Source organism: Streptomyces zinciresistens K42 (genome assembly GCF_000225525.1).
Taxonomy (GTDB): Bacteria; Actinomycetota; Actinomycetes; order Streptomycetales; family Streptomycetaceae; genus Streptomyces; species Streptomyces zinciresistens.
In genome coordinates, this window is sequence record NZ_AGBF01000086.1 from 1 (window position 1) to 26,070 (window position 26,070).

Sequence of the window (26,070 nt, forward strand, 5' to 3'; positions counted from 1 at the left end):
GGCGGCGTCGGAGGTGGTGGCGCGGGCGCTGGCGTCCGACCCGGCGCTGCCGCTGGCCGCCGGCGGCGGCGCGGCGGCCGGGGAGATGATCCGGGTCAACCACTACGGCGCACACGCGCGGCGGGAGTCCGTGGACGCCTGTCTGACGGCCCTGGGCGCGGCCCTCGCGGAGGCCGGCCGGACGGTCGCCCCCGGGGCGGCGCACGCGGCCGTGGCGGAGGTGTGGGACGGGTCGTGACCCCGGAAGGGCCGAACGGCTCCCTCGCGCCGCTCCCAAGTGCCAGGGTGGCCCCATGACCCCTCCCGTGCCGCAGACCCTCCCCGACGGCCGCCCCGTCCCCCTCATGACCGGCGAGGAGCGGGCCGTGCTGGAGAGCTGGCTCGCCTTCCACCGGGCGACGCTGGAGCTGAAGTGCGCGGGGCTGGACGACGCGCAGGTGCGGACGGCCTCGGCGGCGCCGTCGGAGCTGACCCTGCTCGGGCTGGTGCAGCATCTCGCGGAGGTGGAGCGCACCTGGTTCCAGCGGGCGGTGGGCGGACTCGACGTGCCGCCGGTGTTCGGGCCGGACAACGCGACCGGGTACGGGCTCGACCCCGGGCGCGGCATCGGCGACGCCCTCGCGGTGTGGCGGCGGGAGGTCGCGCGGGGGCAGGAGGTGTGCGCGGGGCTGTCGCTGGAGAGCGTCGGCCGCGTCGCGGAGGGGTTCATGGCCGGGGCCGAGGTCGCGCTGCGCTGGGTGCTGGTGCACCTGATCGAGGAGTACGCCCGGCACAACGGCCATGCGGACATTCTCCGGGAACGGCTCGACGGCGCAACCGGAGCATAAATCAGAGGGAATTCCGATAATTCTTTTCCAGGACAGTCACCCCTCTTCTTCTGCCCGGTTTCCCGGGGGCTAAACGCAAAGATTTCGCGAACGTCGTCCGACGTAATTCCGACAGGTGCCCAGAGAGTTACACCGATGTGACGCGTTCCACACTCCGCCCGTTTTGAGAGGTATTAACCCATCAAACCGGGCATAACACCCCCGCTTCGGGCATCCTTCCCGCCCGCGCGATAACACATGCGGGCGCCATACGTAACCTGCGCCCGCCATGCATTTTTCAATTTCCCTCGGTAAATTCAATTTCCATGACTGCCGCGCAAGCAGACCTGCAAATCGACCGTCCGGCGGTGGCCGACGGGGCCGCCCTGTGGCGTATCGCCAAGGACTCCGAAGCCCTTGACCTGAACTCGTCGTACAGCTATCTGCTGTGGTGCCGGGACTTCGCCGGCACATCGGCCGTCGCGCGGGACGCGCGCGGGGAGCCGGTCGGCTTCGTCACCGGATACGTCCGGCCGGAGCGTCCGCACACCCTGCTCGTCTGGCAGGTGGCCGTGGACGACGCGTACCGCGGGCGTGGGATCGCCGCCGCGCTGCTCGACGGACTCGCCGCGCGAGTCCGCCGTGAGTACGGCATAACGGGTGTCGAGACCACCATCACACCGGGCAACACCGCCTCCGAACGGCTGTTCGGCGCCTTCGCCGAACGGCACGGGGCGCGACTGGAGCGGGAGGTGCTGTTCACGGCGGGCCTGTTCCCCGACGGACCGCACGACCCGGAAGTCCTGTACCGCATCGGTCCCCTCTCCCACTGACCTCCCCCCACGCAACGAGGAGCGATTCGCCGTGACCATCACCCAGCCCGACCTCAGTGTCTTCGAGACCCTCGAGTCCGAGGTGCGCAGCTACTGCCGTGGCTGGCCCACCGTCTTCGACCGGGCGCGCGGCAGCCGCATGTACGACGAGGACGGCCACGAGTACCTGGACTTCTTCGCGGGCGCCGGCTCACTGAACTACGGCCACAACAACCCCGTGCTGAAACGGGCGCTGATCGACTACCTGGAGCGCGACGGCGTCACGCACGGGCTCGACATGTCCACCAGCGCCAAGCGCACGTTCCTGCAGACCTTCCAGGACCTGGTGCTGCGGCCGCGCGACCTGCCGTACAAGGTCATGTTCCCGGGCCCGACGGGCACCAACGCCGTGGAGTCCGCGCTGAAACTGGCGCGCAAGGTCAAGGGCCGCGAGGCCATCGTGTCCTTCACCAACGCCTTCCACGGGATGTCGCTGGGCTCGCTGGCCGTCACCGGCAACGCCTTCAAGCGGGCCGGCGCCGGCATCCCGCTGGTGCACGGCACGCCGATGCCCTTCGACAACTACTTCGACGGTGCCGTCGAGGACTTCCTGTGGTTCGAGCGGCTGCTGGAGGACCAGGGCTCGGGCCTGAACAAGCCCGCCGCCGTGATCGTGGAGACCGTGCAGGGCGAGGGCGGCATCAACGTGGCGCGCGCCGAGTGGCTGCGCGCGCTCGCCGAGCTGTGCGAGCGCCAGGACATGCTGCTCATCGTCGACGACATCCAGATGGGCTGCGGCCGTACCGGCGCCTTCTTCTCCTTCGAGGAGGCGGGCATCACGCCGGACATCGTCACCGTGTCCAAGTCGATCAGCGGCTACGGACTGCCCATGTCGCTCTGCCTGTTCAAGCCCGAGCTGGACATCTGGGAGCCGGGCGAGCACAACGGCACCTTCCGCGGCAACAACCCCGCCTTCGTCACGGCCACCGCCGCCCTGGAGTCCTACTGGGCGGACGGCTCCGCGATGGAGAAGCAGACCCGCGCCCGCGGCGAGCAGGTCGAGCAGGGCCTCATCGCGATCTGCGAGGAGAACCCGCCGGCCGTCAAGGAGTACCGCGGCCGGGGTCTGGTCTGGGGCATGGAGTTCCACGACAAGGAGCGGGCCGGGCGGATCGCCCGCCGCGCCTTCGACCTGGGGCTGCTCATCGAGACGTCGGGCCCGGAGAGCGAGGTCGTCAAACTCCTCCCCGCCCTGACCATCACCCCGGACGAGCTCGACGAGGGCCTCAGCGTCCTCGCGCGGGCCGTCCGCGAGACCGCCTGACCGGTCGCGACCACAGCACACCACCACCGAGGAGGCATCGCAGCACCGTGATCGTCCGTTCGTTCAAGGAGATCGAGGGAACCGAGCGCCACATCAAGTCGGCGTCGGGCACCTGGGAGAGCAAGCGCATCATCCTCGCCAAGGAGAAGGTCGGCTTCTCCGTGCACGAGACGATCCTGTACGCGGGCACGGAGACGTCGATGTGGTACGCGAACCACATCGAGGCCGTGGTCTGCGTCGAGGGCGAGGCGGAGCTGACCGACCACGAGACCGGGAAGGTTCATGTGATCACGCCCGGGACCATGTACCTCCTGGACGGGCACGAGAGGCACACGCTGCGCGTGAAGGAGGACTTCCGCTGCATCTGTGTCTTCAACCCGCCCGTCACCGGCCGGGAGGACCACGACGAGAACGGGGTGTACCCGCTGCTCACCGAGGACGAGGAGGTGTGAGGACCCATGACGACCGCCATGAACGTCACCGATCTCTACCCCACCCGCGGCACCACCGAGGTGTCGACGCCGCGCCAGGACCCCGTCCTGTGGGGCGCGCCGGACACGCCGGGCCCGATCACGGGCGGCGGCCTGGAGTCCTTCGAACGTGACGGATTCCTCGCGATCGACCAGCTCGTCACCGAGGACGAGGTGGCCGTCTACCACCGGGAGCTGGAGCGGCTGATCGCCGACCCGGCGATCCGCGAGGACGAGCGCTCGATCGTCGAGCCGCAGTCCAAGGAGATCCGCTCCGTCTTCGAGGTGCACCGGATCAGCGAGGTGTTCGCGGGGCTCGTGAGCGACGAGCGGGTCGTCGGCCGGGCCCGGCAGATCCTCGGCTCGGACGTGTACGTCCACCAGTCGCGGATCAACGTCAAGCCCGGGTTCGGGGCGAGCGGCTTCTACTGGCACTCGGACTTCGAGACCTGGCACGCCGAGGACGGTCTGCCGAACATGCGGGCGGTGTCCGTGTCGATCGCGCTGACCGAGAACCACGACACCAACGGCGGGCTGATGATCATGCCCGGTTCGCACCGGACCTTCCTCGGGTGCGCCGGGGCCACGCCGAAGGACAACTACAAGAAGTCCCTGCAGATGCAGGACGCCGGTACACCCTCGGACGAGGCGCTGACGACGATGGCCTCCGCGTACGGCATCAGGCTGTTCACGGGCAGGGCCGGTTCGGCGACCTGGTTCGACTGCAACTGCATGCACGGCTCGGGCGACAACATCACGCCGTTCCCGCGCAGCAACGTGTTCATCGTGTTCAACAGCGTCGAGAACACGGCCGTGGAGCCCTTCGCGGCGCCGATCCGGCGCCCGGAGTTCATCGGCGCGCGGGACTTCACCCCGGTGCGGTGACGCTGCCGGGCGCCCCGCCGCGCGCCCCGGTGACCGAGAAGGGCACCGGGGGCGCGGTGCTGCCCGGGGGCGGGCGCCGCAGGCGCGCCGGGACGCCGTACGCCGCGGACGCGCCCGGGGTCAGCCGGACAGCGCGTTCAGCAGCCGGTCGACGTCCTCGGGGGTGTTGTGCAGGTGGAAGGCGGCCCGCATCCGCACGGCCCGGTGCAGGGCGGCGACGGTGCGGGCCGGCAGCAGGCCGTTGCTCGCGGTGTTGAGGTAGACGCTCTTCGGGGCGAACTCGGCGCGGACGAGGCTCTCGAAGCTCTTCATGGCTCCACTGTGGGCCCTGTAGAGCTCTCGGTCCATTGGGGGTTTTTCCGTGGAATCCCCAAGGATCGCTTATGGATCGCGGGTCGGGAGGCCCGCGCGCCGGCTCACCCCTGGGGCACGGCGCAGCCGTCCGGGCCGCACGCCTGCGCGTCGCCGCCGTCGACGGGGCGCAGCGGGGAGCGCTCGCCCCACGCCTGGGTCAGCGCCCGCTCGAAGACCTCGGCGGGCTGGGCGCCGGAGACTCCGTAGGCGCGGTCCAGGACGAAGAAGGGGACGCCGGTGGCGCCGAGTTCGGCGGCCTCGCGCTCGTCGGCGCGCACGTCCTCGGCGTAGGCGCCGGGGTCGGCGAGGACCCTGCGGGCGTCGCCGGCGTCGAGTCCGGCGGCGACGGCCAGCTCCACCAGGCGCTCCTCGCCCTCGGTGAAGACGGACCGCTCCTCGGCGAAGTTCGCCCGGTACAGGAGCTGGATCAGCTCGTCCTGGCGGCCGTGCTCCTTGGCGAGGTGCAGCAGCCGGTGCATGTCGAAGGTGCTGCCGTGGTCGCGGCCCTCGGTGCGGTACTCCAGGCCCTCGGCGGCGGCCTGCGCCCCGAGGTCGGCCTCACCGGCCCGCGCCTGCGCGGCGCTCATGCCGTACTTCTTAGTGAGCATGGTGATCACGGGCTGGACGTCGCCCCTGGCGCGGGAGGGGTCCAGCTCGAAGGAGCGGTGCACCACCTCGACCCGGTCGCGGTGGGGGAAGGCCGCGAGCGCCTTCTCGAAGCGGGCCTTGCCCACGTAGCACCAGGGGCAGGCGATGTCGCTCCAGATCTCGACGCGCATGTGCGGGACTCTCCGGCTCTCGATGACGGCGTGGACCCTCCCCGCCAGGTCGATGAACGTTCAAGCAGCCCTCTTCATTCCCGCCCGCCCCGCCCGACGGGGACGGGGAGCCGCGGGCACCGCGGTGTGGTTCCGTGGCGGCTCAGCTGCCGTCGCGCAGGTCCTTCGGCCAGTGCGGGCGGAACGCGAGGTGGTCGTAGGTCACCACGCACCCCTCCCCCAGCGGCGACTGCGTCATGAAGCCGACCAGGGCCGCGTCGGTCTCCTTCTCGTCGCCGAGGGTGAACAGCCGGACGAAGGTCCAGCGCTTGCCGTCGCGGGAGGCGTGGAAGGCGAACGCGCGGCCGGTGCGGCTCACCCGCAGCCACACCGAACTGCCGTCCACGGTGAAGGAGTTCGCGTCGTCGGAGTGGCCCCGGGTGACGACCGTGCAGACGGTGGGCACGTCCGGGGAGTACTCCAGGCACAGCTTGGCCCAGGCCCGTTCGCCGACGTGGACGTAGAGGACCCCGGCGTCGAAGGCGCCGGCGAAGCCGACGGTGACCCGCACGATCAGCTGGAAGTCGCCCTCGGGCGCGCCCAGCAGCCGGGGCGCGTCGGAGGCGGCGTCCAGTCCCTCGCCGGTGGGCGGCACGAAGCGGTCCTGCCGGGGGCCCGCCCATCCGGAGAGGATGCCGTCGTCCTCGTAGGACCAGTGGCCGTCGGGGCCGTAGGTGCGCAGCGGGAAGGGCAGTTCGGGGATCACCAGGTCCATGGCGGGGATTCTTCCAGGCCGCGGCCCGCGCCGCCCGCCCGAGGGGGTGGGCGCGGGTCAGCGGGCCTGGAGCGCGTCCAGCGCGACGGCCTGGGCGACGGCCAGCCGCCGGTCGGGGCCGGGCGAGGCGACCTCGACCGCATAGCGGTCCCGCAGGCCGATCTTCTTGTCCACCCGCAGCACCTGCCGCCCGTCCGCGGTGAAGTCGAAGTGGTACGGCCACACGAACGGCACCAGGTCGAGCGGCAGCAGGTCCCATATCCGCCGCACCACGGCCACCACCGGGTTGCGCTCGCGCCCGACGGCGGTCGCGTGCCCCGGCTGGTCCAGCTCCCACGTGGAGCGCAGCAGGGAGGCGGCGAACCGCTTGCGGAAGGTGCCGAGGAGGACGCCCGCGGCGTCCCGCACCTCGTAGGTGGCGCCGACGTCCAGGACCTGGTCGGCCCGCACGGTGCACAGGACCTGGTCGCGTGACTCGTCGGTGTAGAAGGTCAGTTGCTCCTTGAGCGCCATCCGCTTCTGCTCGGCGAAGGCGAGGACCCGGCCCTCGGAGCCGTCGGGCAGCTTCTCGGTCACCACGTACCGGTTGGCCACGAGCGTGATCTTCTGCCGGATCGTGAACCGCTCGTTCGTCCCCTGCCGCGCACCGTCCACCGTTTCGCTCCCCGCAGTCGTGGTCCCGCCGCCCGCCTCGGGCGGCGGGACCATCCTCGCGGCCGGCCGGGGCGCGGGTCAGTCCTCCTAAGTCGACGGCCGCGGCGACCGAAGGGGACGGAGCCGGGCCCGCGGGTGTCCACTTTCGTCGTACCGACGGGCACCGAAGGGCGGATGCGGGAGCCGGGGGGCCGCTGTCTATGGTCGGCGGGTGGACGCAGCTCAGACATCCCGCACCGCCCGCGCACTCGGCTCCCGGCTCCTCGCGGCCTCTCCGTGGTCACGGGGGCGGATCGTCGGGGAGAGCCTGCTGGTCCTCGTGCTCGCCGCGTCGGCGGGCGCCTTCGACGGCACCCCCGGGCTGGGGCCGCGCACCGTCGCGACGGCGCTGGCCGCGGGGCTCCTCTGCCTGGTCCGCCGTTCGCTGCCGGCGACCGTGCTGGTCGCGGCGTCGGCCCTGGCCGGGACGCTGGCCGGGGTGACACCGCTGATGATGTACGCGAGCTGGTCGGCGGGCAGCCGCATCACGCGCCCCTGGCGTGCGCTGGCCGCCTACGCCGCCGCGCTCGCCCTGCACATCGCCTTCTCCGTGCGGCTGGTGTCCGGCGAGGGGGTCGCCTTCTCACCGCTGGCGGCGGCCGTGCTGGCGGCGAGCGCGTTCGTGGCCCTCGCCGTGGTGCCCGGCCTCGCCTCCCGCTACCGCGCCCAGCGCCGCGCGCTGCTGGACGCGCTGCACCGGCACAACGCCCAACTGGTGCGCGAGCAGGCGATGGTGGCCCATCAGGCCCGCCTCCTGGAACGGCAGCGCATCGCCCAGGACATGCACGACAGCCTCGGCCACCAGCTCGCCCTGATCGCCGTGCACGCCGGCGCGCTGGAGGTGGACCCGGACCTCGGCGACCGGCACCGCGAGGGGGTCGGCATCCTGCGGGAGGCCGCCCGTTCGGCCATGCGCGAGCTGCGCGAGGCGGTGGGCATCCTGCGCGACGACGCCCCGGCACCCGCGGGGCGGGGCGACGGGCCCGCGGGCGCCGAGGTCCCGGCGGCCCGGGTCGCGGCGGCCGTCGACGGGCTCGTGGAGGCGTCGCGGACCGCGGGCGCGCGGATCGCGCTGCACCGCTCCGGCACGGTACGGCCGCTCGCGCCCGCCGCCGACCACGCCGCGTACCGCATCGCCCAGGAGGGCCTGACCAACGCGCACAAGCACGCGCCCGGCGCCCCGATCACCGTGTCCCTGCGCTACGAACCGGACAGCCTGGTGGTGGAGGTGGCCAACGGGCCGGGGCCGGCCGGGGCCGCGGCGGCGGTCAGCGGCGGCCAGGGCCTGGCGGGGCTGCGGGAGCGGGCCCGGCTGGTGGGCGGCATGGTGCACACGGGCGGCACCGCGGACGGCGGCTTCCGGCTCGCGGGTGTGCTGCCCTACGGCGGTGGCGAGACGGCGTCCCGCGCGGACTCCGCGACCTTGGTCGGTGAATCCGGCGACTTTCGGGGGCAGTTCGACCCGGGTGCCGCGGACGAGGCTGGAGCGGTAGTCGACCGATCCGACCAGCAAAGGGAGTTCGCCGCCATCATGAGCCGCAAGAAGAAGGTCGGACTGGGCTGCGCCGTCACCGCCGTCGTCCTGGTCGTGGGCGTCGCCGGCCTCGCCGTCTGGGGCGTCACGGCCGTGTGGAAGGAGTTCACGAGCGGCACGATATCGCCGGACCTGTACAGGTCCGTGAAGGTCGGCGACGCCGAGAAGGACGTCAGGGCCCGGCTGCCCGAGGGCAGTTCGCTGCTCACCGACGGTCAGGAGAAGCAGGGCCCGCCCCTGCCGGAGGGCGCGCGGTGCAGCCACTACCTGGACGTCGAGGACAGCGTCGTCTACCGGTTCTGCTTCGCCGACGGGAAGCTCGTCGCGAAGGAGAGCTTCAAGGACAGGCTCTGACCGGTGGCACCCGGTCGCGCCGGTGACCGGATCGGGCATGATGACGGGGCTCCGACATCCGTTCGTCACACCGACACCGCGCAGGAGGCCGCGTGATCCGGGTCCTCGTCGCCGACGACGAGCCGCTCATCAGGGCGGGCATCAGGATGATCCTCACCTCGGCCGACGACATCGACGTGGTCGCCGAGGCGCGGGACGGCCGGGAGGCGGTGGAGACCGCGCGCGCCACCGCGGTCGACGTGGCCCTGCTGGACATCCAGATGCCGGTGATGGACGGGCTGAGCGCGCTGGCCGAGCTGGGCCGGGCGGCGCCGGGGGTCCGCGTGCTGATCCTGACGACGTTCGGCGAGCGCGAGAACGTCCTGCGGGCCCTCGGCCACGGTGGCGCCGGGTTCCTGCTGAAGGACTCCGCGCCCCAGGAGCTGATCCACGCCGTCCGGGCGGCGGCGGCCGGCGACGCCTATCTCTCCCCCGCCGCCACCCGGCACGTCGTGGACTCCCTCGCCTCCCCCGCGGCCACCGCGCGCGGCGAGCGGGCCCGCCGCCGGCTGGCCGGGCTGACCGGCCGGGAGCGGGAGGTGCTGGCGCTGCTGGGCGAGGGCCTGTCCAACGCGGACGCGGGCGGACGGCTGCACATGAGCGAGGCCACCGTGAAGACGTACGTCAGCCGCATCCTGACCAAGCTGGACTGCGAGAACCGGGTCCAGGCCGCGCTCCTGGCCCGGGACGCGGGCCTGGAGGCGGACCGTGGCTGACCGGGCTCAGCGCTCCAGCCGGCCGTTGAAGCGGCGGGGCAGGCCGAGCGGGTTGTCGTCCCGCAGCTCCGCGGGGAGCAGCGCGGCGGGCGCGCCCTGGTAGGCGACCGGCCTCAGCCAGCGTTCGATCGCCGTGCCGCCGACCGAGGTGGAGGTCGAGGTGGTCGCCGGGTAGGGGCCGCCGTGGTGCTGGGCCGGTGCGACCGCGACACCGGTCGGCCAGCCGTTGACCAGGACGCGTCCGGCGAGCGGGGTCAGCTCGGCGAGGATCTCCGCACCGCGCCCCTCGCCCGCGGCCTCCGCCTCGGAGAGGTGGACGGTGGCGGTGAGGTTGCCGGGGAGCCGGGCGAGCACCGCGCGGGCCTCGTCGTCGTCGCCGTAGCGGGCGACCACGGTCACCGGGCCGAAGCACTCCTCCAGGAGCAGGTCGTGGGCGCCCTCGCCGGTGAGCTTCCCGGCGTCGACCGTGAGGAACCCGGCGCTGACGGTGTGCTCGCCGCCCGCGCCCGGTGTCACCGGGGAGTGCACGTCGGGCAGTTCGGTGCGCTCGGCGATCCCCGCGAGGAAGTTGTCGCGCATGCGGTGGTCGAGGAGGACCCCGGCGTCGGTGTCGCTGACGGCGTCCGTGAGCGACTTGACCAGGCCGTCGCCGGCGGCACCGGAGGGCACCAGCACCAGACCGGGCTTCACGCAGAACTGTCCGACGCCCAGCGTCATCGAGCCGGCGAGCCCGGTGCCGATGGCCTCGGCCCGCTCGGCGGCGGCGGCCTCGGTGACCACGACCGGGTTCAGCGAGCCCAGCTCGCCGTGGAAGGGGATCGGGACCGGGCGGGCGGCCGCCGCGTCGAACAGGGCCCGTCCGCCGCGCACCGAGCCGGTGAACCCGGCCGCGGCCACCAGCGGGTGCCGGATCAGCTCGATGCCGGCCTCGAAGCCGTGCACCAGGCCGACCGCGCCGTCCGGGACGCCGTGCTCGGCGGCGGCCGTGCGCAGCACCTTGGCCACCAGCTCCGAGAGGGCGGGGTGGTCGGGGTGGGACTTGACGACGACGGGGCAGCCCGCGGCGAGCGCGCTCGCGGTGTCGCCGCCGGCGACGGAGAAGGCGAAGGGGAAGTTGGAGGCCGAGTAGACGGCGACGACGCCCAGCGGCACCTTGTAGCGGCGCAGGTCGGGGACCGGCGGGGTCGCGGTGTCGTCGGGGTGGTTGACGACGACGTCGAGGAAGGCGCCCTCGTCGACGATGTCCGCGAAGGCCCTCAGCTGGTAGCAGGTGCGGGCGAGTTCCCCGGTGAGGCGGACCGGGCCGAGCGCGGTCTCGGCGTCGGCCGCCTCGACGAGCTGGTCGCGGGCGGCCTGGAGCCGGTCGGCGGCCGTGCGCAGGAAGGCCGAGCGCACCGTGCGGTCGGCGAGGGCGCCGCGCGCCGCGTGCGCGGCGCGGACGGCGGTGTCCACCTCCCGGGCTGTGGCCTCCACCGCAACCTGCTCACGCTGCTTCCCGGTTCGGGGGTCGACACTCCAGACTGGTGCTGCTGCCACCGCGGGTTCCTCCACACATGTCTTGCCGCCGTATCGGGTTCACCACCAGGGTTGTTCGATATGCTGAACGCTGTCTCTGATGATGAATATGCTGTTGGAGACTATTTCCCGTCGAACGAAGGGGTCAAGGGCGATGTCGGCTGGCGAGACGGGCGGCGGGGCGCAGGTCAAGTCCGCGGTGCGGACGGTTGAACTGCTCGAATACTTCGCCGGACGCCCCGGCATGCACTCCCTCGCCGCGGTCCAGGAGGCCGTCGGCTATCCCAAGTCCAGCCTCTACATGCTGCTGCGCACCCTGGTCGAGCTGGGCTGGGTGGAGACGGACGCCACCGGCACGCGCTACGGCATCGGGGTGCGCGCGCTGCTGGTGGGCACGTCCTACATCGACGGCGACGAGGTGGTCGCGGCGGCCCGCCCGACCCTGGACCGGCTCTCGGACGACACCACCGAGACCATCCACCTGGCCCGCCTCGACGGCACGAACGTCGTCTACCTCGCCACCCGCCAGTCCCAGCACTACCTGCGCCCCTTCACCCGGGTCGGGCGGCGGCTGCCCGCGCACTCGACCTCGCTCGGCAAGGCGCTGCTGAGCACCTACGGCGACGAGCAGGTCCGCAAGATGCTCCCGGAGACGCTGCCCGCGCTCACCGAGAACACCCTCACCGACCGCGAGAAGCTCATCGAGGAGCTCCAGCAGGTCCGGGAGCAGGGCTTCGCCGTCGACCGCGAGGAGAACACCCTGGGCCTGCGCTGCTTCGGCGTGGCGATCCCGTACCGCACACCGGCCAGGGACGCGATCAGCTGCTCGGTGCCGGTGGCGCGGCTGACGCCGGCGCACGAGCAGATGGTGAAGGACGCGCTGTTCGACGCGCGGGACCGGCTGACCCTGGCGACCCGCAGGCTCTGACGCCATCAATCTCGTAGGCTCTGCCGTCATGGATGTGGAGCTGCGCGAGGTGCACGACAGCGATCTGCCCGTCTTCTACCGGCAGATGAACGACCCCGAGGCGCTGCGCATGGCCGCCTTCACCCACCGGGACCCGGCCGACCGGGCGGCCTTCGACGCGCACTGGGCGCGGATCCGCGCCTCGGCGGACGTGCAGCGCACGATCCTGGCCGACGGTGACGTGGTGGGCAGCGCGGCCGTGTACGGCGAGCCGGGCGAGCGGGAGGTGACCTACTGGGTCGACCGCGCGTACTGGGGCCGCGGGGTGGCCACGGCCGCGCTGCGCGGGCTGCTCGCGGAGGTCCCCGAGCGCCCGCTGTACGCGCGGGCCGCGGCCGACAACGAGGGCTCGCTGCGGGTGCTGGCCAAGTGCGGCTTCGAGGTGCGGGCACGGGCCCGGGGGTTCGCCCACGCGCGGGGCGAGGAGATCGACGAACTGGTGCTCGCGCTGAAGGACTGAGCCGCCCGCTCCGTGAACACCCGATGAGAAACCGGGACGCGGGGGAACGATCGCCCCACCCCGGTCGTCCTTGTCCGTGGGATGAACAAGACGATCAGGAGAGCGTCCGTCTTCGCACTGCTGCTGGTGCTGGCCCTGCTGGTGAGGGCGACCTGGGTGCAGTTCTACGAGGGCCAGGCGCTCGCGGACGACAAGAACAACCGGCGGAACACGATCGCGCTGTACAGCCGGCCGCTCGGCGACATCGTCGTGGGCGGCACGTCGGTCACCGGCTCGGCGCCCACGAAGCGCGGCGACCTGGCGTACCGGCGGACGTACACGGACGGCCCGCTGTACGCGGCCGTGACCGGCTACAGCTCGCAGGCGTTCGGCGCCACCCAGCTGGAAGGGGTCTACCAGGACCTGCTCGACGGCACGGACACCCGTCTGCAGGGCGTGCTGGACACGGTCACCAACAAGCGCTCCGACCCGGGCAACGTGATCACGACCATCGACCCGGCCGTGCAGAAGGCGGCCTACGACGCGCTCGGCGACAACAAGGGCGCCGCCGTCGCGCTGGATCCCGCCACCGGGCGGATCCTGGCGGCCGTCTCCACCCCGTCCTACGACCCGTCGCGGCTCGCCACCGGGGACGCGGACGCCTGGAAGCAGCTGACGAAGAACCCCGACAAGCCGATGACGAACCGGGCGCTGCGCCAGCCGCTGCCGCCGGGCTCCACGTTCAAGCTGGTCGTGGCGGCGGCCGCGCTGGAGGACGGGCTGTACTCGTCCGTGGACGTGAGGACGGACAGCCCCGACCCGTACCCGCTGCCGCAGTCGACCGACGAGCTCACCAACGAGAACCCCGGCGCCCCCTGCGAGAACGCCTCGATCCGGGTGGCCCTGCAGTACTCGTGCAACAACGTCTTCGCGAGCCTGGCCGTCGGCCTCGGCCAGGACAAGGTCCGGGCGATGGCGGAGCGGTTCGGCTTCAACGACGACAAGCAGGACGTGCCGGTGCGCGCCTACACGAGCGTGTACCCGAAGGGCATGGACGGGGCGCAGACGGCACTGTCCGGCATCGGGCAGTTCGATGTGACGGCGACACCGCTCCAGATGGCCATGGTGTCGGCGGCCATAGCCAACGGCGGCAAGCTGGTCTCCCCGCACATGGTCTCGCAGATCACCGACGGCAGCGGGACGGTGCTGGAGAACTACGACGAGAGCGCCGCCGGCGAGGAGGTCATGGACGCGGACACCGCCGGGCAGCTCCGGTCGGCGATGCGGACGGTCGTCGAGAAGGGCACCGGCACCAACGCGCGGATCCCGGGTGCGACCGTGGGCGGCAAGACGGGCACGGCCCAGCACGGCGAGAACAACAGCAAGACGCCGTACGCCTGGTTCACCTCCTACGGGAAGGCCGACGGCAGGCAGGTCGCCGTGGCGGTGGTCGTCGAGCAGTCGGACGCGGCCCGCTCCGAGGTCAGCGGCAACGGACTGGCCGCGCCGGTCGCCAAGGCGGTCATGCGGGCCGCGCTCAAGGGCTGAGGCGGTCCGCGCTGGTGCCGCCGGCGGGTCTCCCGGGCGAGACCGGACCCGCGTGCCGAGATCCTGAAGGACCGGTCGACGCCGTTCAGGCCGGGGCCCGGGGGGGGGGGGCGGCCGGTCGGCGGTCCGCCGGGAGTCCGGCGGCACGGCCGGCCCCGCGGTCGTTCCGGGTACCCGCCGTCACGGGCCGGTGGCCTCGCGGCCGCCCGGCCCGTGACGGCGGGCGCGGTTCAGCGCAGGCGCCCGGCGCCCGCCCCGCGGTCGACGATGCCGGGGACCGCCCTCGGGTGGTCGACCTCGGTCCGCAGGACGGGCCGCCATCCCGCGCCGGTGCTCAGGGTCTCCTCCGGGATCTCGGCGTTGTGGACGGCCACGAGGTCGACCCGCCGGCCGTTGACGTAGTTGTTCTCCGCGGTCAGCGGTGCCTCGCTCCACTTCTTCAGCACCTTGCCCACGCTCACACCGGGCGCGAGGGACAGGGCGTTGTCCGTGGCGTACAGCCGCGAGGAGGCGCCGATGCCGAAGACGTAGCCGAACTTCTGCCCCGCGGTGACGACGTAGTGGTTGTTGTAGGCGTCGACCTGGCCGAAGCGCACGCGCGGCGCCCGCTCGACGATGCCCTCGAAGCGGTTGTGGTGCAGGGTCACCCTGAGCTTTCCGCTGTCGGTGGCGCCCGCCCCGTCGCTGTTGCCGATGAGCATGGTCTTGTCGTGGTTCCTGAAGGAGTTCCAGGACACGGTCACGTAGTCGGCGCCGCGCACGACGTCGAGGAGGCCGTCGTGCTGCTGGTAGACCTTGCCGAAGTACGAGGGCAGCGAACTGTCCGGGTAGCGCCCGTCGGTGAGGGTGTTGCGGTCGACCCACACATGGGTGGAGCCGTAGACGACCACGCCGTCGTACTCGGAGTTCCAGGCGCCGGTCCCGGAGTCGTCGGTCGGGTCCCACTGCGGGAAGCAGTCGAGGGGTGCCTCGATGGTCAGGTTGCGCAGGATGACGTTGTCGACGTCCTTGATCTGGAGGCTGCCGCCGAGGATGCCGGAGCCGCGGCCGACGCCGATGATGGTGGTGTCGGCGGGGACGTACGCCTTGATGGCCCGGTCCTGGGCGGCGGCGGACGCGGCGCGCAGATCCTCCTGCTCGCCGCTGACGGGGGTGTCGTTGCCCCACACCGCCGGGTCGTAGTCGGCGAGGTAGCGCCCGAGGTCGTAGCCCTGGGCCGCGAAGGCGTCGCAGCCCTCGGAGACGGCGTCGATCATGCCCTTGACCCGGATGATCCGGGGGGCGCCGTCGCCGTCGGCCAGGGCCTGGCGGAACTGCTCCCAGGTGGTCACGGTGAAGACGTGGGCGGCGTCGGCGGCGGACCCGCCGGTCGTGCCCTCGCCCTGCGAGGCCCAGCCGTCGCCCGCGGGCAGGACCTCGCGCCCGGGGTCGCGGCCGCCGGCCTGCGCCCCGCCCGTGGTCAGGCCGGCCGTCAGCGCGGCGCAGCCGAGGAGCACGACCGCCCTTCTGATGACGCGCACATGCCAGTTCAGTCTGTTCATGGTGCGGCTCTCTTCCATGGGTCGCAGTGCGGCGCCCCCTCGGGACGCCGGGAACCGCGCGGCCGGCCGCCGTCGTTCCGCGGCCGGCCGCGCACGGAAACCGCCCGGACGCTCAGCCGTTGCGGGTGGTCCAATCGGCCTGGGCCGTGTTGAGCTGACCGGCCATCGTGTCCAGGAAAGCCTTGGCGCTCAGGTCGCCGTTGAGCACCTTCTGGAAGTTCGGCTCGTTGTCGGCCTTGGAGATGGTGTTCCAGTCGGGCAGGTAGTACGGCAGCTGCACGATCGTCGTCGATCCGTCGGTCAGCGCCGCCGCGGCCAGCTTCGTCGGCTCGGCCTCGGCGATCCAGGCGTCCTTCGCCGCGTCGTTGTTCGACGGCACCTGCCCCGCCGTCTTGTTGAACCTCGAGTTCTGCTCACGCGACGAGGCGAACTCGATGAACTTCCAGGCGGCCTCCTTGTTCTTGGAGGTCTTGAACAGGCCCAGCCCGTCGGTGGGGTTGGAGACCTGCACCCGCTTGCCGTCGGGCAGCGTCGGCTGCGGGATGCCCCGGAACTTCTCCGTGCCCAGCGCCTTCACGTGGTCCTGGTAGGAGCCCAGGTTGTGGTTCAGCATCCCGATCGTGCCGGAGTCCCACTGGGCGACCATCTTGGTGAAGTCGTTGTTCAGGTCGGCCGCCGGGGTGACCCTCTTGAACAGGCCGGCGTACTTCTTCAGCGCGGCCACGTTGCGGGGGTCGTTGACGGTGGTCTTCTTCCCGCCCGCGTCCCAGAACGAGGTGATCCCGGACTGCCCGTACATCGCGTCCAGGGCCTGGGCGATGGAGCCGGTGCCGCCCCGGATGGTGTAGCCGAACGCGTTCTTGCGGGTGTCGGTGAGCTTGTCCGCGGCCGCGTAGAACTTGTCCCAGGTGGTCGGAGCGTCCAGGCCCGCCTTCTTGAACAGGTCGGTGCGGTAGTACAGGACGCCGTTGTTCGCGGAGGTCGGCACCGAGTACAGCTTGCCGTCACCGCCGCCCGCGGCCCGCAGCGAGGTGATCATGTCCTTGTTCATCTTGCCGCTCAGGGACGACTTCGCGAGCCGGCCGTCCACGGGGTCCAGCGCGTTCTGCGCCGCGAAGCCCGCGAGCATCGCCGCGTTGACCCCGCCGACGTCCGGCAGGCCGCCGCCCTGGATGGCCGTGTCCACCTTCGACTGGTAGTCGGTGGACGGGATGCCGACGTACTCGACGTCGATGTCCGGGTTCGCCTTCTCGAAGTCGGCGATGATCTGCTTCCAGATCTCGGTGCGCACACCTCCGTTGTTGTCCCAGAACACGATCTTTCCCTTGCCGCTGCCCTCGGCGCCCGCGTCGCCGCTCCCGCCGCTGCCGTCGTCGCCGCAGGCGGTGACGGTCAGGGCGAGTACGGCTCCCAGGGCGACGGCGGCCGTGGTGCGGCGCGCGCCCGTGCTGGTCCTGCGCTTGCTGGTCTTCATTGGCCGGCTCTCTTCTTCTGGATCAGACGGGGAATCGAAGCTGTGGGGGGTCGGTCATCGGCGAGGAGGACCGCCGGCTGCGGGCGCCGGACCTCCCCGTGGTGCGTACGGGCCGGATCACAGGGAGCCGACCCGGAACCGCGTGAACGTCGCCGCGCCGGCGTGTCCCTGGCCCGCGTTCGCGAGGCCGAACAGTCCGAGGAGCGAGCCCACCCAGCGCCACGGCGTGGCGGCGAACACCGGTCCCGAGGGACGCGGTCCGTCGCCGGTGTCGTGGAAGAAGCGGCAGCGCGCCCCCGCGTCGATCTCGACGCGCAGCAGGACCCGCCCGAGCGGCGCGGGCCGCGCCCGGCCCGCGTCCCGCTCCCGGTCGGCCCCGGCCTCCGCGAACCGGTGCACGACCCGCGCGGAGCCGTCGGCGTCCCGCTCCAGGCCGATCCAGCAGTACGCGTCCCCGAGCACCGCGAGACCGGCCCGTGCGCCCGGTTCGGTACTGTCGAGGCGCAGTTCGACCTCCACCGCGCTCGGGGTGCCCGGCAGCCGCTGGGTCAGCACGCTCGGCAGCCGGCGCAGGTCGTGCGCCTCGGCGGAGCGGACACAGGCCAGGCGCAGCCCGTCGCCGGAGTGCTGGGTGGCCCAGCCGTCGCGGGGGTTGGCCGTCCACGACCACTGCCGGCCGAAGCGTCCGCCGGGGAAGTCGTCGCCGGTGGCGGGCGCGGCGGGCGGCTGCGCGGGCAGGTCCGGCCTGCGGTGCGCGGCGACGGGGGCGCCCTCGTCCCCGATCACCGGCCAGCCGTCGCCGCCCCAGCGCATCGGCTGGAGGTGCACGACCCTGCCGTAGGCGCCGCGCTGCTGGAAGTGCAGGAACCAGTCCTCACCGGAGGGGGTGCGCACCCAGCCGCCCTGGTGCGGGCCGTTGACGTCGGTGCCCTTCTGTTCGAGGACGATCCGCTCCTCGTAGGGGCCGGAGAACGCGCGGGAGCGCAGGGCGCCCTGCCAGCCGGTCGCCACTCCCCCGGCGGGCGCCAGAATCCAGAACCAGCCGTCGTGCCGGTAGAGCTTGGGCCCTTCGAGGGTGAACCAGCCCGGGATGCGGTCCGCGTCGACGATCACCTCGCCCTCGTCGAGGAGTTCGGTGCCGTCGGGGTGCATCCGGTGGCCGGTGAGGCGGTTCTTGACGCCGGAGCGCGACTTCGCCCACGCGTGCACGAGGTAGGCGTCGCCCGTCTCCTCGTCCCACAGCGGGCAGGGGTCGATCAGCCCCTTGCCCGCCTTCACCAGGTGGGGCCGGGTCCAAGGACCGCGGACACCCGGCGCGTTGACCTGGAGGATGCCCCGGTCGGGGTCGCCCCAGAAGATCCAGAACCGGTCGTCGTGGTGGCGCAGGGCGGGGGCCCAGATCCCGCAGTCGTGCCGGGGGTCGGCGAACTCCGCCTCGGGTTCGAGCCGTTCGACGGCGTGGCCGACCAGGGTCCAGTTCACCAGGTCGCGGGAGTGCAGCAGGGGCAGGCCCGGGGCGCGGCCGAAGCTGGAGGCGGTGAGGTAGTAGTCGTCGCCGACGCGCAGGACGTCGGGGTCGGACCAGTCCGCGTTCAGCACGGGGTTGGTGTAGTGCGTCGCGGTGCTCACCCGCTCACCGCCTTGCGGACCAGCGCCGCCGCTTCGGGCCGGCCGACGCGGCCGTCGGCGACGACGGTGACGACCCGGCGGTGCACCGTCTCTCCCGGCGGTACGGGCAGCCGCTCGGTGCCGGCCAGCGAGGAGCCGACGCCGGGGTAGCCGGCGGCGCGCACGAACCACGGGTCGTGGCGGGTGCGTTCGGTGGCTCCGGCGAAGACCAGGGTCCAGTCGGAGCCAGCGAGCGCCACCCAGGGGGCGCGGGTGCCGTGGATCTCCGCCTCGCCCTCGCGGTCGGCGGTGAACACCTCCGGCGGGGTCTGCGCCATGGGGGCCCGCCAGAAGAACCCGCCGTAGGCCGCGCCCGGACGCCCGTTGGTGGCGGGGCTGCCGAGGGACAGCGGGCGGGAGGTGACGTTGGTCAGGGCGAAGGTGAGGTCGAGCGCCCAGGCGGACGCGGTGAGTTCGGTGGCGGTGACCGTGCGGTGCTCGTGCAGCAGCTCGGCGCCCTGGGCCGTCCAGCGCAGCTCCCCGGCGAACCCGCCCGGCTCGCACGGCCGCAGGGTCGTGTGCGTCTGGACGCCGTGGTTGTCGAGTTCGACCGGTCCCCGGTCGCGGACGAAGGTGCGTCCGCCCCAGAAGTTGGCCCCCTCGACGTCGGGGACGGCGACACCGGCGCCGAGGTGGTGTGCGTGGTCGGCGGGTCCGGCCTCGGTGACGGCGGTGCCGGCCAGGGTGGTGACGGGGTGCAGATGGGGGCGCGGGGAGAGCCGGGCCGGCAGGTCGGGCCGGGTGACGTAGCGGCCGACCGGGCGGCCCGCGACACGCAGCACCGGGGTGTCGTGGTCGGTCATCGGCTGCTCACCTCCTTCGTGCGGGCCGCGCCCGCCCAGGGCGCGCGCAGCTCGGAGTAGAGGGCGAGGGTGTCGGCGGCGGCCGCGACCAGGGCCTCGACGCCGGGGACGACGCGGCGCCGCTCGCCGGGGAGCAGCCGCCAGGCCCCGTCCGGCAGCGGGGCCGGGTCGGGGGCGAGCCGGATCGCCTCGACGACGCGCATGAAGGCGCCGGTGTCCTCGGGCGCGGCCAGCAGGGGGGTGCCGTCGGTGAGATGCCGGACGAGGTTCTCCAGCAGGTCCGTGCGGCCGTACGTGAACTCCTCGGGGCCGTGGCCCGCGCGCTGGAGCAGGACGCGGTCCTGCTTGTACCAGAAGGTGATCCGGCCGTGCGTGCCGTGCACGACGACGTAGGGTTCGCCGGGCTCCTCGGCGCACAGGGTGGCCCCGACGACGACGCGGGGTCCGGCCGCGGTGGTGACGCGGACGCACGAGGTGTCGTCGGACTCGATGTCGTTGGCGCGCAGCAGTTCGGTCTCGATGCCGGTGACGTCCTCGGCGCGGGGGGCGCCGCCGAGGGCGAGGGCGGTGGCGACGGCGTGCGCGAGGGGGTTGGTGAGCACCCCGTCGACGACGTCGGCGCCGTCGAGCCGGCGCCGGCCCGACCAGGGCGCCCTGCGGTAGTACGCCTCGTCCCGGGCCCAGGCCCCGGCGGCGCCGATCCCGGTGATCTCGCCGACCGCCCGCTCCTCGACCAGGGCGCGGATCGCGGGCAGGGCGTGCGAGCCGAGCGACTGGAAGCCGATCTGGCAGGCGACCCCGGCCTCGGCGACGCCGTCGGCCATGCGCCGGAACTCGGCGTAGGAGGGCGCGGGCGGCTTCTCCAGCAGCAGGTGCACGCCCTTGCGGGCGGCCGTGAGCGCCAGGGCGGTGTGGGTGGGGATCGGGGTGCAGATCACCGCGACGCGCGCGCCGGTGGCGTCCAGGAGGGCCCCGAAGTCGGCGGACTGCGCCGGCTCCCCCAGCCCTTCGGGGATCTCCCGCGCGCTCAGCGGGGTCAGTTCGCAGATCCCCGCCAGCCGTACGACGCCCTGCCGCTGGAGCCTTTCGAGGTTGGCGAGGTGCCAGCGGCCGTGGCCGCGGGCGCCGGCGAGGACCACGGGTGGGGCGGAGTCCGCCGGGCGCCCCGTCATCCCTTCACCGCGCCCGCGCTGAAGCCCGTGACCAGCCACTTCTGGATGAAGGCGAAGACGATCACGACGGGCACGGCCGCGATGATGCCGCCCGCGGCGAGCGCCCCGAGGTCGACGCTGTCCGCGCCCATCAGGGTGTTGAGGCCGACCGGGATGGTCTGCTTCTCCTGGTTGTTGAGGAACATCAGGGCGAACAGGAAGTGGTTCCAGGAGCCGACGAAGGCGAAGGAGCCCACGGCGATCAGGCCGGGCCGCAGCAGCGGCAGGACGACGACCCTGAAGGCCGTCAGCCGGTTGCAGCCGTCCACCCAGGCCGCCTCCTCCAGGGAGTACGGCACGTTCTTGATGAAGTTGCTGATCAGGATCATCGACAGCGGCAGCTGGAAGACGGTCTCGGCGATGACGACGCTGGCCAGCGAGTTGATCATCTTGAGCTCGGCGAAGATCTCGAACAGCGGGACCAGCAGCAGGGCGCCCGGGACGAACTGCGAGCACAGCAGGGCGAGCATGAACGCCCGCTTGATCTTGAAGTCGAAGCGCGCGAGGGCGTAGCCGCCGGCCAGGGCGACGAGGGTCGTGGTCACCAGGGTGGCGAGGCCGACGAGGACGCTGTTCTGGAAGTAGGTGGCGAAACTGCGGTCGGTCCAGACCTTCTCGAAGTGGTCGAAGGTCATCGGCCACGGCACGAGGGAGGTCGAGCCGGCCGGGCGCAGCGAGAACAGCAGGATCCAGTAGAAGGGGATCAGGGTGAAGAGGAGGTAGACGGAGAGCGGCAGGTAGATCTGCCAGCGCGGGACCTCGTCCCAGGCGCGGTGCCGGCGGCCGGGGCGCGGCGGCTCGGGGGCGGCCGGCGCCGGGACGGGCGCGGTCTTGACGGCTTCCTTCACGCTCACTTGTCCTCACCTCCGAACTTGCTCAGCCGCAGATAGACGATCGAGCAGAAGAGCAGAATCACGAACGCGACCGTGGTCAGCGCGGACGCGTAGCCGAAGTTGCGCGCGTCGATGCTGGTCTTGGCGATGTACAGCGGCAGGGTGGTGGTCGCTCCCGCGGGGCCGCCGCCGGTCAGGGTGTAGAGCAGGTCGACGTTGTTGAACTCCCACACCCCGCGCAGCAGCGTGGACAGGACGATGGCGTCCTTCAGATGGGGCAGGGTGATGTGCCAGAACTGCTGGAGCCGGCCCGCGCCGTCGACCTCGGCCGCCTCGTACAGGTCCTTGGAGGCGGACTGGAGGTCGGCGAGGATGAGGATGGCGAAGAAGGGCACCCCGCGCCAGAGTTCGGCGAGCACGGCGGCCGAGAAGACGGTGGAGGTGTCCGACAGCCAGCTGGTGCCGTAGGAGCCGATGCCGACGTCGGCGAGGTAACGGGTGATGCCCGTCTGGGAGTTGTAGAGCAGCACCCAGATCACCGAGGTCAGGACGCCGGAGACGGCCCACGGGGAGAAGACGAGGGCCCGGCCGAGGCCGCGGCCGGCGAACGTCTGGTTGACGATCAGCGCGAGCGCGAGGCCGAGCAGCAGCTGGAGCCCGACCTCCACGACGACCCACTTGGCGCTGAAGACCAGGGTGTCCCAGAACAGGGCGTCCTCGGTGAAGGCACGGACGAAGTTGTCGAAGCCCGCGAAGCCGTTCCGCCACGGTTTGGTGGGGTTGTAGTTCTGCAGGCTGTAGTAGAAGACGCTGACGACCGGGTAGGCGATGAAGCCCAGCATGAGCAGGACGGCCGGGCCGATCAGCAGATACGGGAGCCTGCGCGGGGTGGCGGAGGTGCGGCGCCGCCGGGGTGGCTCGGGCGGTTTCGCCACGGCTGCGGCTTGGGCCATGACTGTTCTCCGTTCTCGTGCGTGGTGCGTGCGGTGTGCGTACGTGGTGCAGGAAGCGCTTTCTCCACGGGTGTCGGACGCCCGTGGTCCTGCGGTGGGCGTACCGGTCGTGGTCGGGCGGGCCGTGCGGGGCCCCGTGGGGTGCGGGGCCCGCCGTCAGCCCGCGTAGGGATCGGGCGAGGTGCCCGGCCGGGCCAGGAACTCGAAGTCGCAGCCGGTGTCGGCCTGGGTGATCTGTGCGTCGTGGAGCGCGGCGTAGCCCCGCTCGTGGCGCTTGGGCGGCGGCGTCCACGCGGCGCGGCGGCGCTCCAGCTCCGCGTCGTCCACGTCGAGGCGCAGGACGCGCGCCTCGACGTCCAGGGTGATCGTGTCGCCGGTGCGGACGAGGGCCAGCGGCCCGCCGACGTAGGACTCGGGCGCCACGTGGAGCACGCAGGCGCCGTAACTCGTGCCGCTCATCCGCGCGTCGGAGATCCGGACCATGTCCCGCACCCCCTGTTTCAGCAGGTGGTCCGGGATCGGCAGCATGCCGTACTCCGGCATCCCGGGACCGCCCTTGGGCCCGGCGTTGCGCAGCACCAGCACGCTGTCGGCGGTGATGTCCAGCGCGGGGTCGTCGATGGTGCGCTGCATGGTGCGGTAGTCGTCGAAGACGACCGCGGGTCCGGTGTGCTTGAGCAGCCGCGGTTCGGCGGCGATGTGCTTGATGACGGCGCCGTCCGGGCAGAGGTTGCCGCGCAGCACGGCGACCCCGCCCTCGGACGCGACCGGGTTGTCCCGGGTGCGGATGACGTCGTCGTCGTGGACGCGGGCGCCCGCGATCTGCTCGCGCAGGGTGTCGTGGGACACCGTGGGCCGGTCCAGGTGGAGCAGGTCCGGGATGCGTGAGAGGAACCCGGGCAGTCCGCCGGCGAAGTGGAAGTCCTCCATGAGGTACGTCTGTCCGCCGGGCCGGACGTTGGCCAGCACCGGCACGGTGCGCGCGATGCGGTCGAAGTCGTCGAGGGTGAGGCGTACGCCGGCGCGTCCGGCCATGGCGATGAGGTGGATGACGGCGTTGGTGGAGCCGCCGAGGCCGAGGACGGTCGTGACGGCGTCCTCGAACGCCGCACGGGTGAGGATCTCGCTCAGCCGCCGGTCGCGGTGGACCAGTTCGACGGCCGTCATGCCGGCCTTGGCGGCCATCCGGTCGTGCCCGGAGTCGACGGCCGGGATGCTGGAGGCGCCCGGCACGGTCACCCCGAGGGCCTCCGCGGCGGCGGTCAGCGTGGACGCCGTGCCCATGGTCATGCAGTGGCCGGGCGAGCGGGCGAGGCCGCTCTCCAGCTCGCCCATCTCGCAGTCCCCGATGAGACCGGCGCGCTTGTCGTCCCAGTACTTCCACATGTCGGTGCCGGAGCCGAGGACCTCGCCCCGCCAGTGGCCGGGGAGCATGGGGCCGGCGGGCACGAAGACCGCCGGGAGGTCGGCGGAGGCGGCCCCCATCAGGAGCGCGGGGGTGGACTTGTCGCAGCCGCCCATGAGCACGGCGCCGTCCACCGGGTAGGACCGCAGCAGTTCCTCGGTCTCCATCGCGAGCAGGTTGCGGTAGAGCATCGGGGTCGGCTTCTGGAAGGTCTCGGAGAGCGTGGAGACCGGGAACTCCAGCGGGAACCCGCCGGCCTGCCACACGCCGCGCTTCACGGCCTGCGCGCGGTCCCTGAGGTGCACGTGGCACGGGTTGATGTCGGACCAGGTGTTCAGGATCGCGATGACCGGCTTGCCGAGGTGCTCCTCGGGGAGATAGCCGAGCTGGCGGGTGCGGGCCCGGTGGCTGAAGGAACGCAGTCCGTCGGTGCCGTACCACTGGTGGCTGCGGAGTTGTTCGGGGCGCCTGCGCTCGGTCACAGCGACCACCCCGCGGCTATGGAGGCGACCTCGGCGCGCTCGGCCTCGCCGAGGTGGCGGCTCGGCGGGCGCACCTCGCGGCGGCACAGGCCGAGGGAGGCGAGGGCCTCCTTGACGACCGTGACGTTGTCGGCGGACCCGTCGGCCGCGCGCAGTTCCTCGAACCGTCGGATCTGCGACCAGACCTTCATGGCGGCCGGGTAGTCCCCCGAGCGCAGGGCCTCGATCATGTTCAGGGAGACCGCGGGGGCGACGTTGACCAGTCCGGAGGTGAAGCCGGTGGCGCCCGCGGAGAAGTACGAGGGGGCGTACGGCTCGGCGAGCCCGGCGACCCAGACGAACCGCTCCAGTCCCGCGTCGCGGGCGAACGCGGCGAACCGGGCGGCGTCCGGGACGGCGTACTTCACGCCGATCACGTTGGGGCAGGCGTCGGCGAGTTCGGCCAGCCGCGCGCCGGGGAGCTGGGGGTTGCGGATGTAGGGGACGACCCCCAGCTCGGGGACGGCCGCGGCGATGTCGCGGTGGTAGTCGACCCAGCCGCTCTGCGAGACGTAGGGGTGGACGGGCTGGTGGACCATCACCATCTGCGCGCCGAGGTCGCGGGCGTGGCGCGCGGAGGCGACGGCGGTGGGCACGTCGTGGCCGACGCCGACGAGGACGACCGCGCGGTCGCCGGCCTCGGCGACGGTGGCCTCGGTGACCAGGCGGCGCTCCTCGGGGCTGAGGGCGTAGAACTCGCCGGTGTTGCCGTTCGGTGTGAGCGTGGTGACACCCGCGTCGAGCAGGCGGCGCAGCAGCGCGCGGTGGGTGTCCTGGTCGACCGTGCCGTCCTCGGCGAAGGGGGTGACGGGGATGGCCACCACGTCGGCCAGGGCCGCGCGCTGGATCTCGAACGTGGTGGTCATGCGAGTGCGTCCTCTCCCTGCGCCGAGGCCACCGTGCCCGGGAAGGCACGCTCGACGAACGAGCCGATGTGGGTGTGCAGGGCGCGCGCGGCGCCGTCGGCGTCCCCGGCGAGCGCGAGCCGCAGGATCTCCCGGTGCTCGCCCGCCTCCTGCTGCCAGGAGGGGGAGGCCGCCCAGGCGACGGCGGAGACCAGGGCGGCCTGGTCGCGGACCTCGTCGAGCATCCGGCCGAGCAGCGGGTTGCCGCACGGGAGGTAGAGCGCGCGGTGGAACTCCCGGTTGGCCAGGGACCGTTCGGCGGTGTCACCGGCTTCGTCGGCGCGGGTCAGCGCGTCGCGGGCGGCGTCCAGGGAGGCGCCGCGCCGTACGGCCCGTCTGAGCGCCTCGGGCTCCAGCAGCAGCCGCACGTCGTACACCTCGCGCGCCATGTCCGCGTCCACCATGCGCACCGTGACGCCCTTGTACTGGCTCATCACGACCAGCCCGGTTCCGGCCAGCGTCTTGAGCGCCTCGCGCACCGGGGTCTTGGACACCCCGAACTGCGCGGCGAGTTCGGTCTCGACGAGGGCCTGACCGGGCGTCAGCCGTCCGGTCAGAATGCGGCGTTTGATCTCCTGGAGCACGAACTGCGTGCGGGAGGGGATCGGGGTGGGCACAGAGGTCATGCGCGCCTCTCGGATCTTCGCGAGAAGGGTCTCGCGTAGGGGATCTCGCATATCGCGTCTCATATATGACGTACGAAGTACGACGCGATGAAAGTAGGAGGGGGCGCGTGTTTCGTCAATGCTTCCGACAGAGAAACTCTG

24 protein-coding genes and 2 pseudogenes are annotated in these 26,070 nt (G+C 72.4%); 11 read left to right on the forward strand and 15 right to left on the reverse strand.

All coding sequences use genetic code 11. From position 1 onward, the window contains the following. The 6 genes and pseudogenes from SZN_RS21655 to thpD all read left to right on the forward strand — a co-directional run. Positions 1-238 (forward strand): annotated as a pseudogene (locus SZN_RS21655) (alanine--glyoxylate aminotransferase family protein); the annotation flags it as partial. A gap of 55 nt (positions 239-293) precedes the next feature. After that, entirely contained in the window at positions 294-827 is a 534-nt protein-coding gene (locus SZN_RS21660) for a DinB family protein (protein WP_007498581.1), read from the forward strand. 305 nt (positions 828-1,132) lie between these two features. Further along, positions 1,133-1,639, forward strand: coding sequence for a diaminobutyrate acetyltransferase (gene ectA, locus SZN_RS21665; protein WP_043732278.1), 507 nt, complete (start codon positions 1,133-1,135; stop codon positions 1,637-1,639). 31 nt (positions 1,640-1,670) lie between these two features. Then, complete coding sequence (gene ectB, locus SZN_RS21670; RefSeq protein ID WP_007498583.1) at positions 1,671-2,942, forward strand: diaminobutyrate--2-oxoglutarate transaminase; 1,272 nt, start codon at positions 1,671-1,673, stop codon at positions 2,940-2,942. A gap of 47 nt (positions 2,943-2,989) precedes the next feature. Next, positions 2,990-3,394: an ectoine synthase gene (locus SZN_RS21675; RefSeq protein WP_007498584.1), complete on the forward strand. Its 405-nt coding sequence runs from the start codon at positions 2,990-2,992 to the stop codon at positions 3,392-3,394. A 6-nt stretch (positions 3,395-3,400) separates the two neighbouring features. Further along, positions 3,401-4,297, forward strand: coding sequence for an ectoine hydroxylase (gene thpD / locus SZN_RS21680; RefSeq protein ID WP_007498585.1), 897 nt, complete (start codon positions 3,401-3,403; stop codon positions 4,295-4,297). A gap of 183 nt (positions 4,298-4,480) precedes the next feature. Here thpD and SZN_RS21685 read toward each other — a convergent pair. The 4 genes and pseudogenes from SZN_RS21685 to SZN_RS21700 form a co-directional block, all read right to left on the reverse strand. Continuing rightward, a pseudogene (locus tag SZN_RS21685) lies at positions 4,481-4,609 on the reverse strand (aminotransferase class V-fold PLP-dependent enzyme); the annotation flags it as partial. 104 nt (positions 4,610-4,713) lie between these two features. After that, complete coding sequence (locus tag SZN_RS21690; protein WP_007498589.1) at positions 4,714-5,430, reverse strand: DsbA family oxidoreductase; 717 nt, start codon at positions 5,428-5,430, stop codon at positions 4,714-4,716. 142 nt (positions 5,431-5,572) lie between these two features. Next, positions 5,573-6,184, reverse strand: a complete 612-nt coding sequence (locus tag SZN_RS21695; protein ID WP_007498590.1) for a DUF1349 domain-containing protein — start codon at positions 6,182-6,184, stop codon at positions 5,573-5,575. A 57-nt stretch (positions 6,185-6,241) separates the two neighbouring features. Next, the gene (locus tag SZN_RS21700; protein ID WP_007498591.1) at positions 6,242-6,838 is read right to left on the reverse strand and encodes an LURP-one-related family protein; all 597 of its coding nucleotides are present in this window, start codon (positions 6,836-6,838) and stop codon (positions 6,242-6,244) included. A gap of 211 nt (positions 6,839-7,049) precedes the next feature. Here SZN_RS21700 and SZN_RS21705 point away from each other — a divergent pair, with 211 nt between their 5' ends. Both SZN_RS21705 and SZN_RS21710 read left to right on the forward strand, forming a co-directional pair. After that, the gene (locus SZN_RS21705) at positions 7,050-8,765 is read left to right on the forward strand and encodes a sensor histidine kinase (protein WP_007498592.1); all 1,716 of its coding nucleotides are present in this window, start codon (positions 7,050-7,052) and stop codon (positions 8,763-8,765) included. A 92-nt stretch (positions 8,766-8,857) separates the two neighbouring features. Next, a complete protein-coding gene (locus SZN_RS21710) occupies positions 8,858-9,520 on the forward strand; it encodes a response regulator transcription factor (protein WP_007498593.1) in 663 nt (220 codons plus the stop codon). Positions 9,521-9,526: 6 nt separating this feature from the next. Here the strand turns inward: SZN_RS21710 and SZN_RS21715 are convergent, their stop codons facing one another. After that, positions 9,527-11,056, reverse strand: a complete 1,530-nt coding sequence (locus tag SZN_RS21715; RefSeq protein ID WP_078508804.1) for an aldehyde dehydrogenase (NADP(+)) — start codon at positions 11,054-11,056, stop codon at positions 9,527-9,529. 133 nt (positions 11,057-11,189) lie between these two features. On the opposite strand from SZN_RS21715, the gene SZN_RS21720 reads away from it, so the two are divergent. From SZN_RS21720 to SZN_RS21730, 3 genes are all read left to right on the forward strand, one after another. Next, a complete protein-coding gene (locus tag SZN_RS21720; protein ID WP_007498596.1) occupies positions 11,190-11,963 on the forward strand; it encodes an IclR family transcriptional regulator in 774 nt (257 codons plus the stop codon). A gap of 28 nt (positions 11,964-11,991) precedes the next feature. Beyond that, positions 11,992-12,462, forward strand: a complete 471-nt coding sequence (locus tag SZN_RS21725) for a GNAT family N-acetyltransferase (protein WP_007498598.1) — start codon at positions 11,992-11,994, stop codon at positions 12,460-12,462. An 81-nt stretch (positions 12,463-12,543) separates the two neighbouring features. Next, complete coding sequence (locus SZN_RS21730; RefSeq protein ID WP_007498600.1) at positions 12,544-13,989, forward strand: penicillin-binding transpeptidase domain-containing protein; 1,446 nt, start codon at positions 12,544-12,546, stop codon at positions 13,987-13,989. Positions 13,990-14,219: 230 nt separating this feature from the next. Here the strand turns inward: SZN_RS21730 and SZN_RS21735 are convergent, their stop codons facing one another. From SZN_RS21735 to SZN_RS21780, 10 genes are all read right to left on the reverse strand, one after another. Then, positions 14,220-15,530, reverse strand: a complete 1,311-nt coding sequence (locus SZN_RS21735) for a pectate lyase family protein (protein ID WP_007498603.1) — start codon at positions 15,528-15,530, stop codon at positions 14,220-14,222. Between the two features lie 112 nt (positions 15,531-15,642). Beyond that, positions 15,643-17,004: an ABC transporter substrate-binding protein gene (locus SZN_RS21740; protein ID WP_007498605.1), complete on the reverse strand. Its 1,362-nt coding sequence runs from the start codon at positions 17,002-17,004 to the stop codon at positions 15,643-15,645. A 117-nt stretch (positions 17,005-17,121) separates the two neighbouring features. Continuing rightward, positions 17,122-18,633: a glycoside hydrolase family 43 protein gene (locus tag SZN_RS21745; RefSeq protein WP_007498607.1), complete on the reverse strand. Its 1,512-nt coding sequence runs from the start codon at positions 18,631-18,633 to the stop codon at positions 17,122-17,124. After that, positions 18,630-19,475: a DUF6807 domain-containing protein gene (locus SZN_RS21750; RefSeq protein WP_007498609.1), complete on the reverse strand. Its 846-nt coding sequence runs from the start codon at positions 19,473-19,475 to the stop codon at positions 18,630-18,632. The genes SZN_RS21745 and SZN_RS21750 overlap by 4 nt, the downstream gene beginning before the upstream one ends. After that, entirely contained in the window at positions 19,472-20,647 is a 1,176-nt protein-coding gene (locus SZN_RS21755; protein WP_043732281.1) for a Gfo/Idh/MocA family protein, read from the reverse strand. Before SZN_RS21755 ends, SZN_RS21750 begins: the two co-directional genes overlap by 4 nt. Beyond that, positions 20,644-21,540, reverse strand: a complete 897-nt coding sequence (locus tag SZN_RS21760; RefSeq protein WP_007498614.1) for a carbohydrate ABC transporter permease — start codon at positions 21,538-21,540, stop codon at positions 20,644-20,646. The genes SZN_RS21755 and SZN_RS21760 overlap by 4 nt, the downstream gene beginning before the upstream one ends. Further along, the gene (locus SZN_RS21765; RefSeq protein ID WP_007498616.1) at positions 21,537-22,472 is read right to left on the reverse strand and encodes a carbohydrate ABC transporter permease; all 936 of its coding nucleotides are present in this window, start codon (positions 22,470-22,472) and stop codon (positions 21,537-21,539) included. The genes SZN_RS21760 and SZN_RS21765 overlap by 4 nt, the downstream gene beginning before the upstream one ends. A 156-nt stretch (positions 22,473-22,628) precedes the next feature. Continuing rightward, positions 22,629-24,359 carry an L-arabinonate dehydratase gene (gene araD / locus SZN_RS21770; RefSeq protein WP_043732284.1) on the reverse strand — a complete coding sequence of 577 codons (1,731 nt, stop codon included), beginning with the start codon at positions 24,357-24,359 and terminating at the stop codon, positions 22,629-22,631. After that, complete coding sequence (locus SZN_RS21775) at positions 24,356-25,264, reverse strand: dihydrodipicolinate synthase family protein (RefSeq protein WP_007498619.1); 909 nt, start codon at positions 25,262-25,264, stop codon at positions 24,356-24,358. The genes araD and SZN_RS21775 overlap by 4 nt, the downstream gene beginning before the upstream one ends. Next, the gene (locus SZN_RS21780; RefSeq protein ID WP_007498621.1) at positions 25,261-25,929 is read right to left on the reverse strand and encodes a GntR family transcriptional regulator; all 669 of its coding nucleotides are present in this window, start codon (positions 25,927-25,929) and stop codon (positions 25,261-25,263) included. Before SZN_RS21780 ends, SZN_RS21775 begins: the two co-directional genes overlap by 4 nt. Between the last annotated feature and the right edge of the window lie 141 nt (positions 25,930-26,070).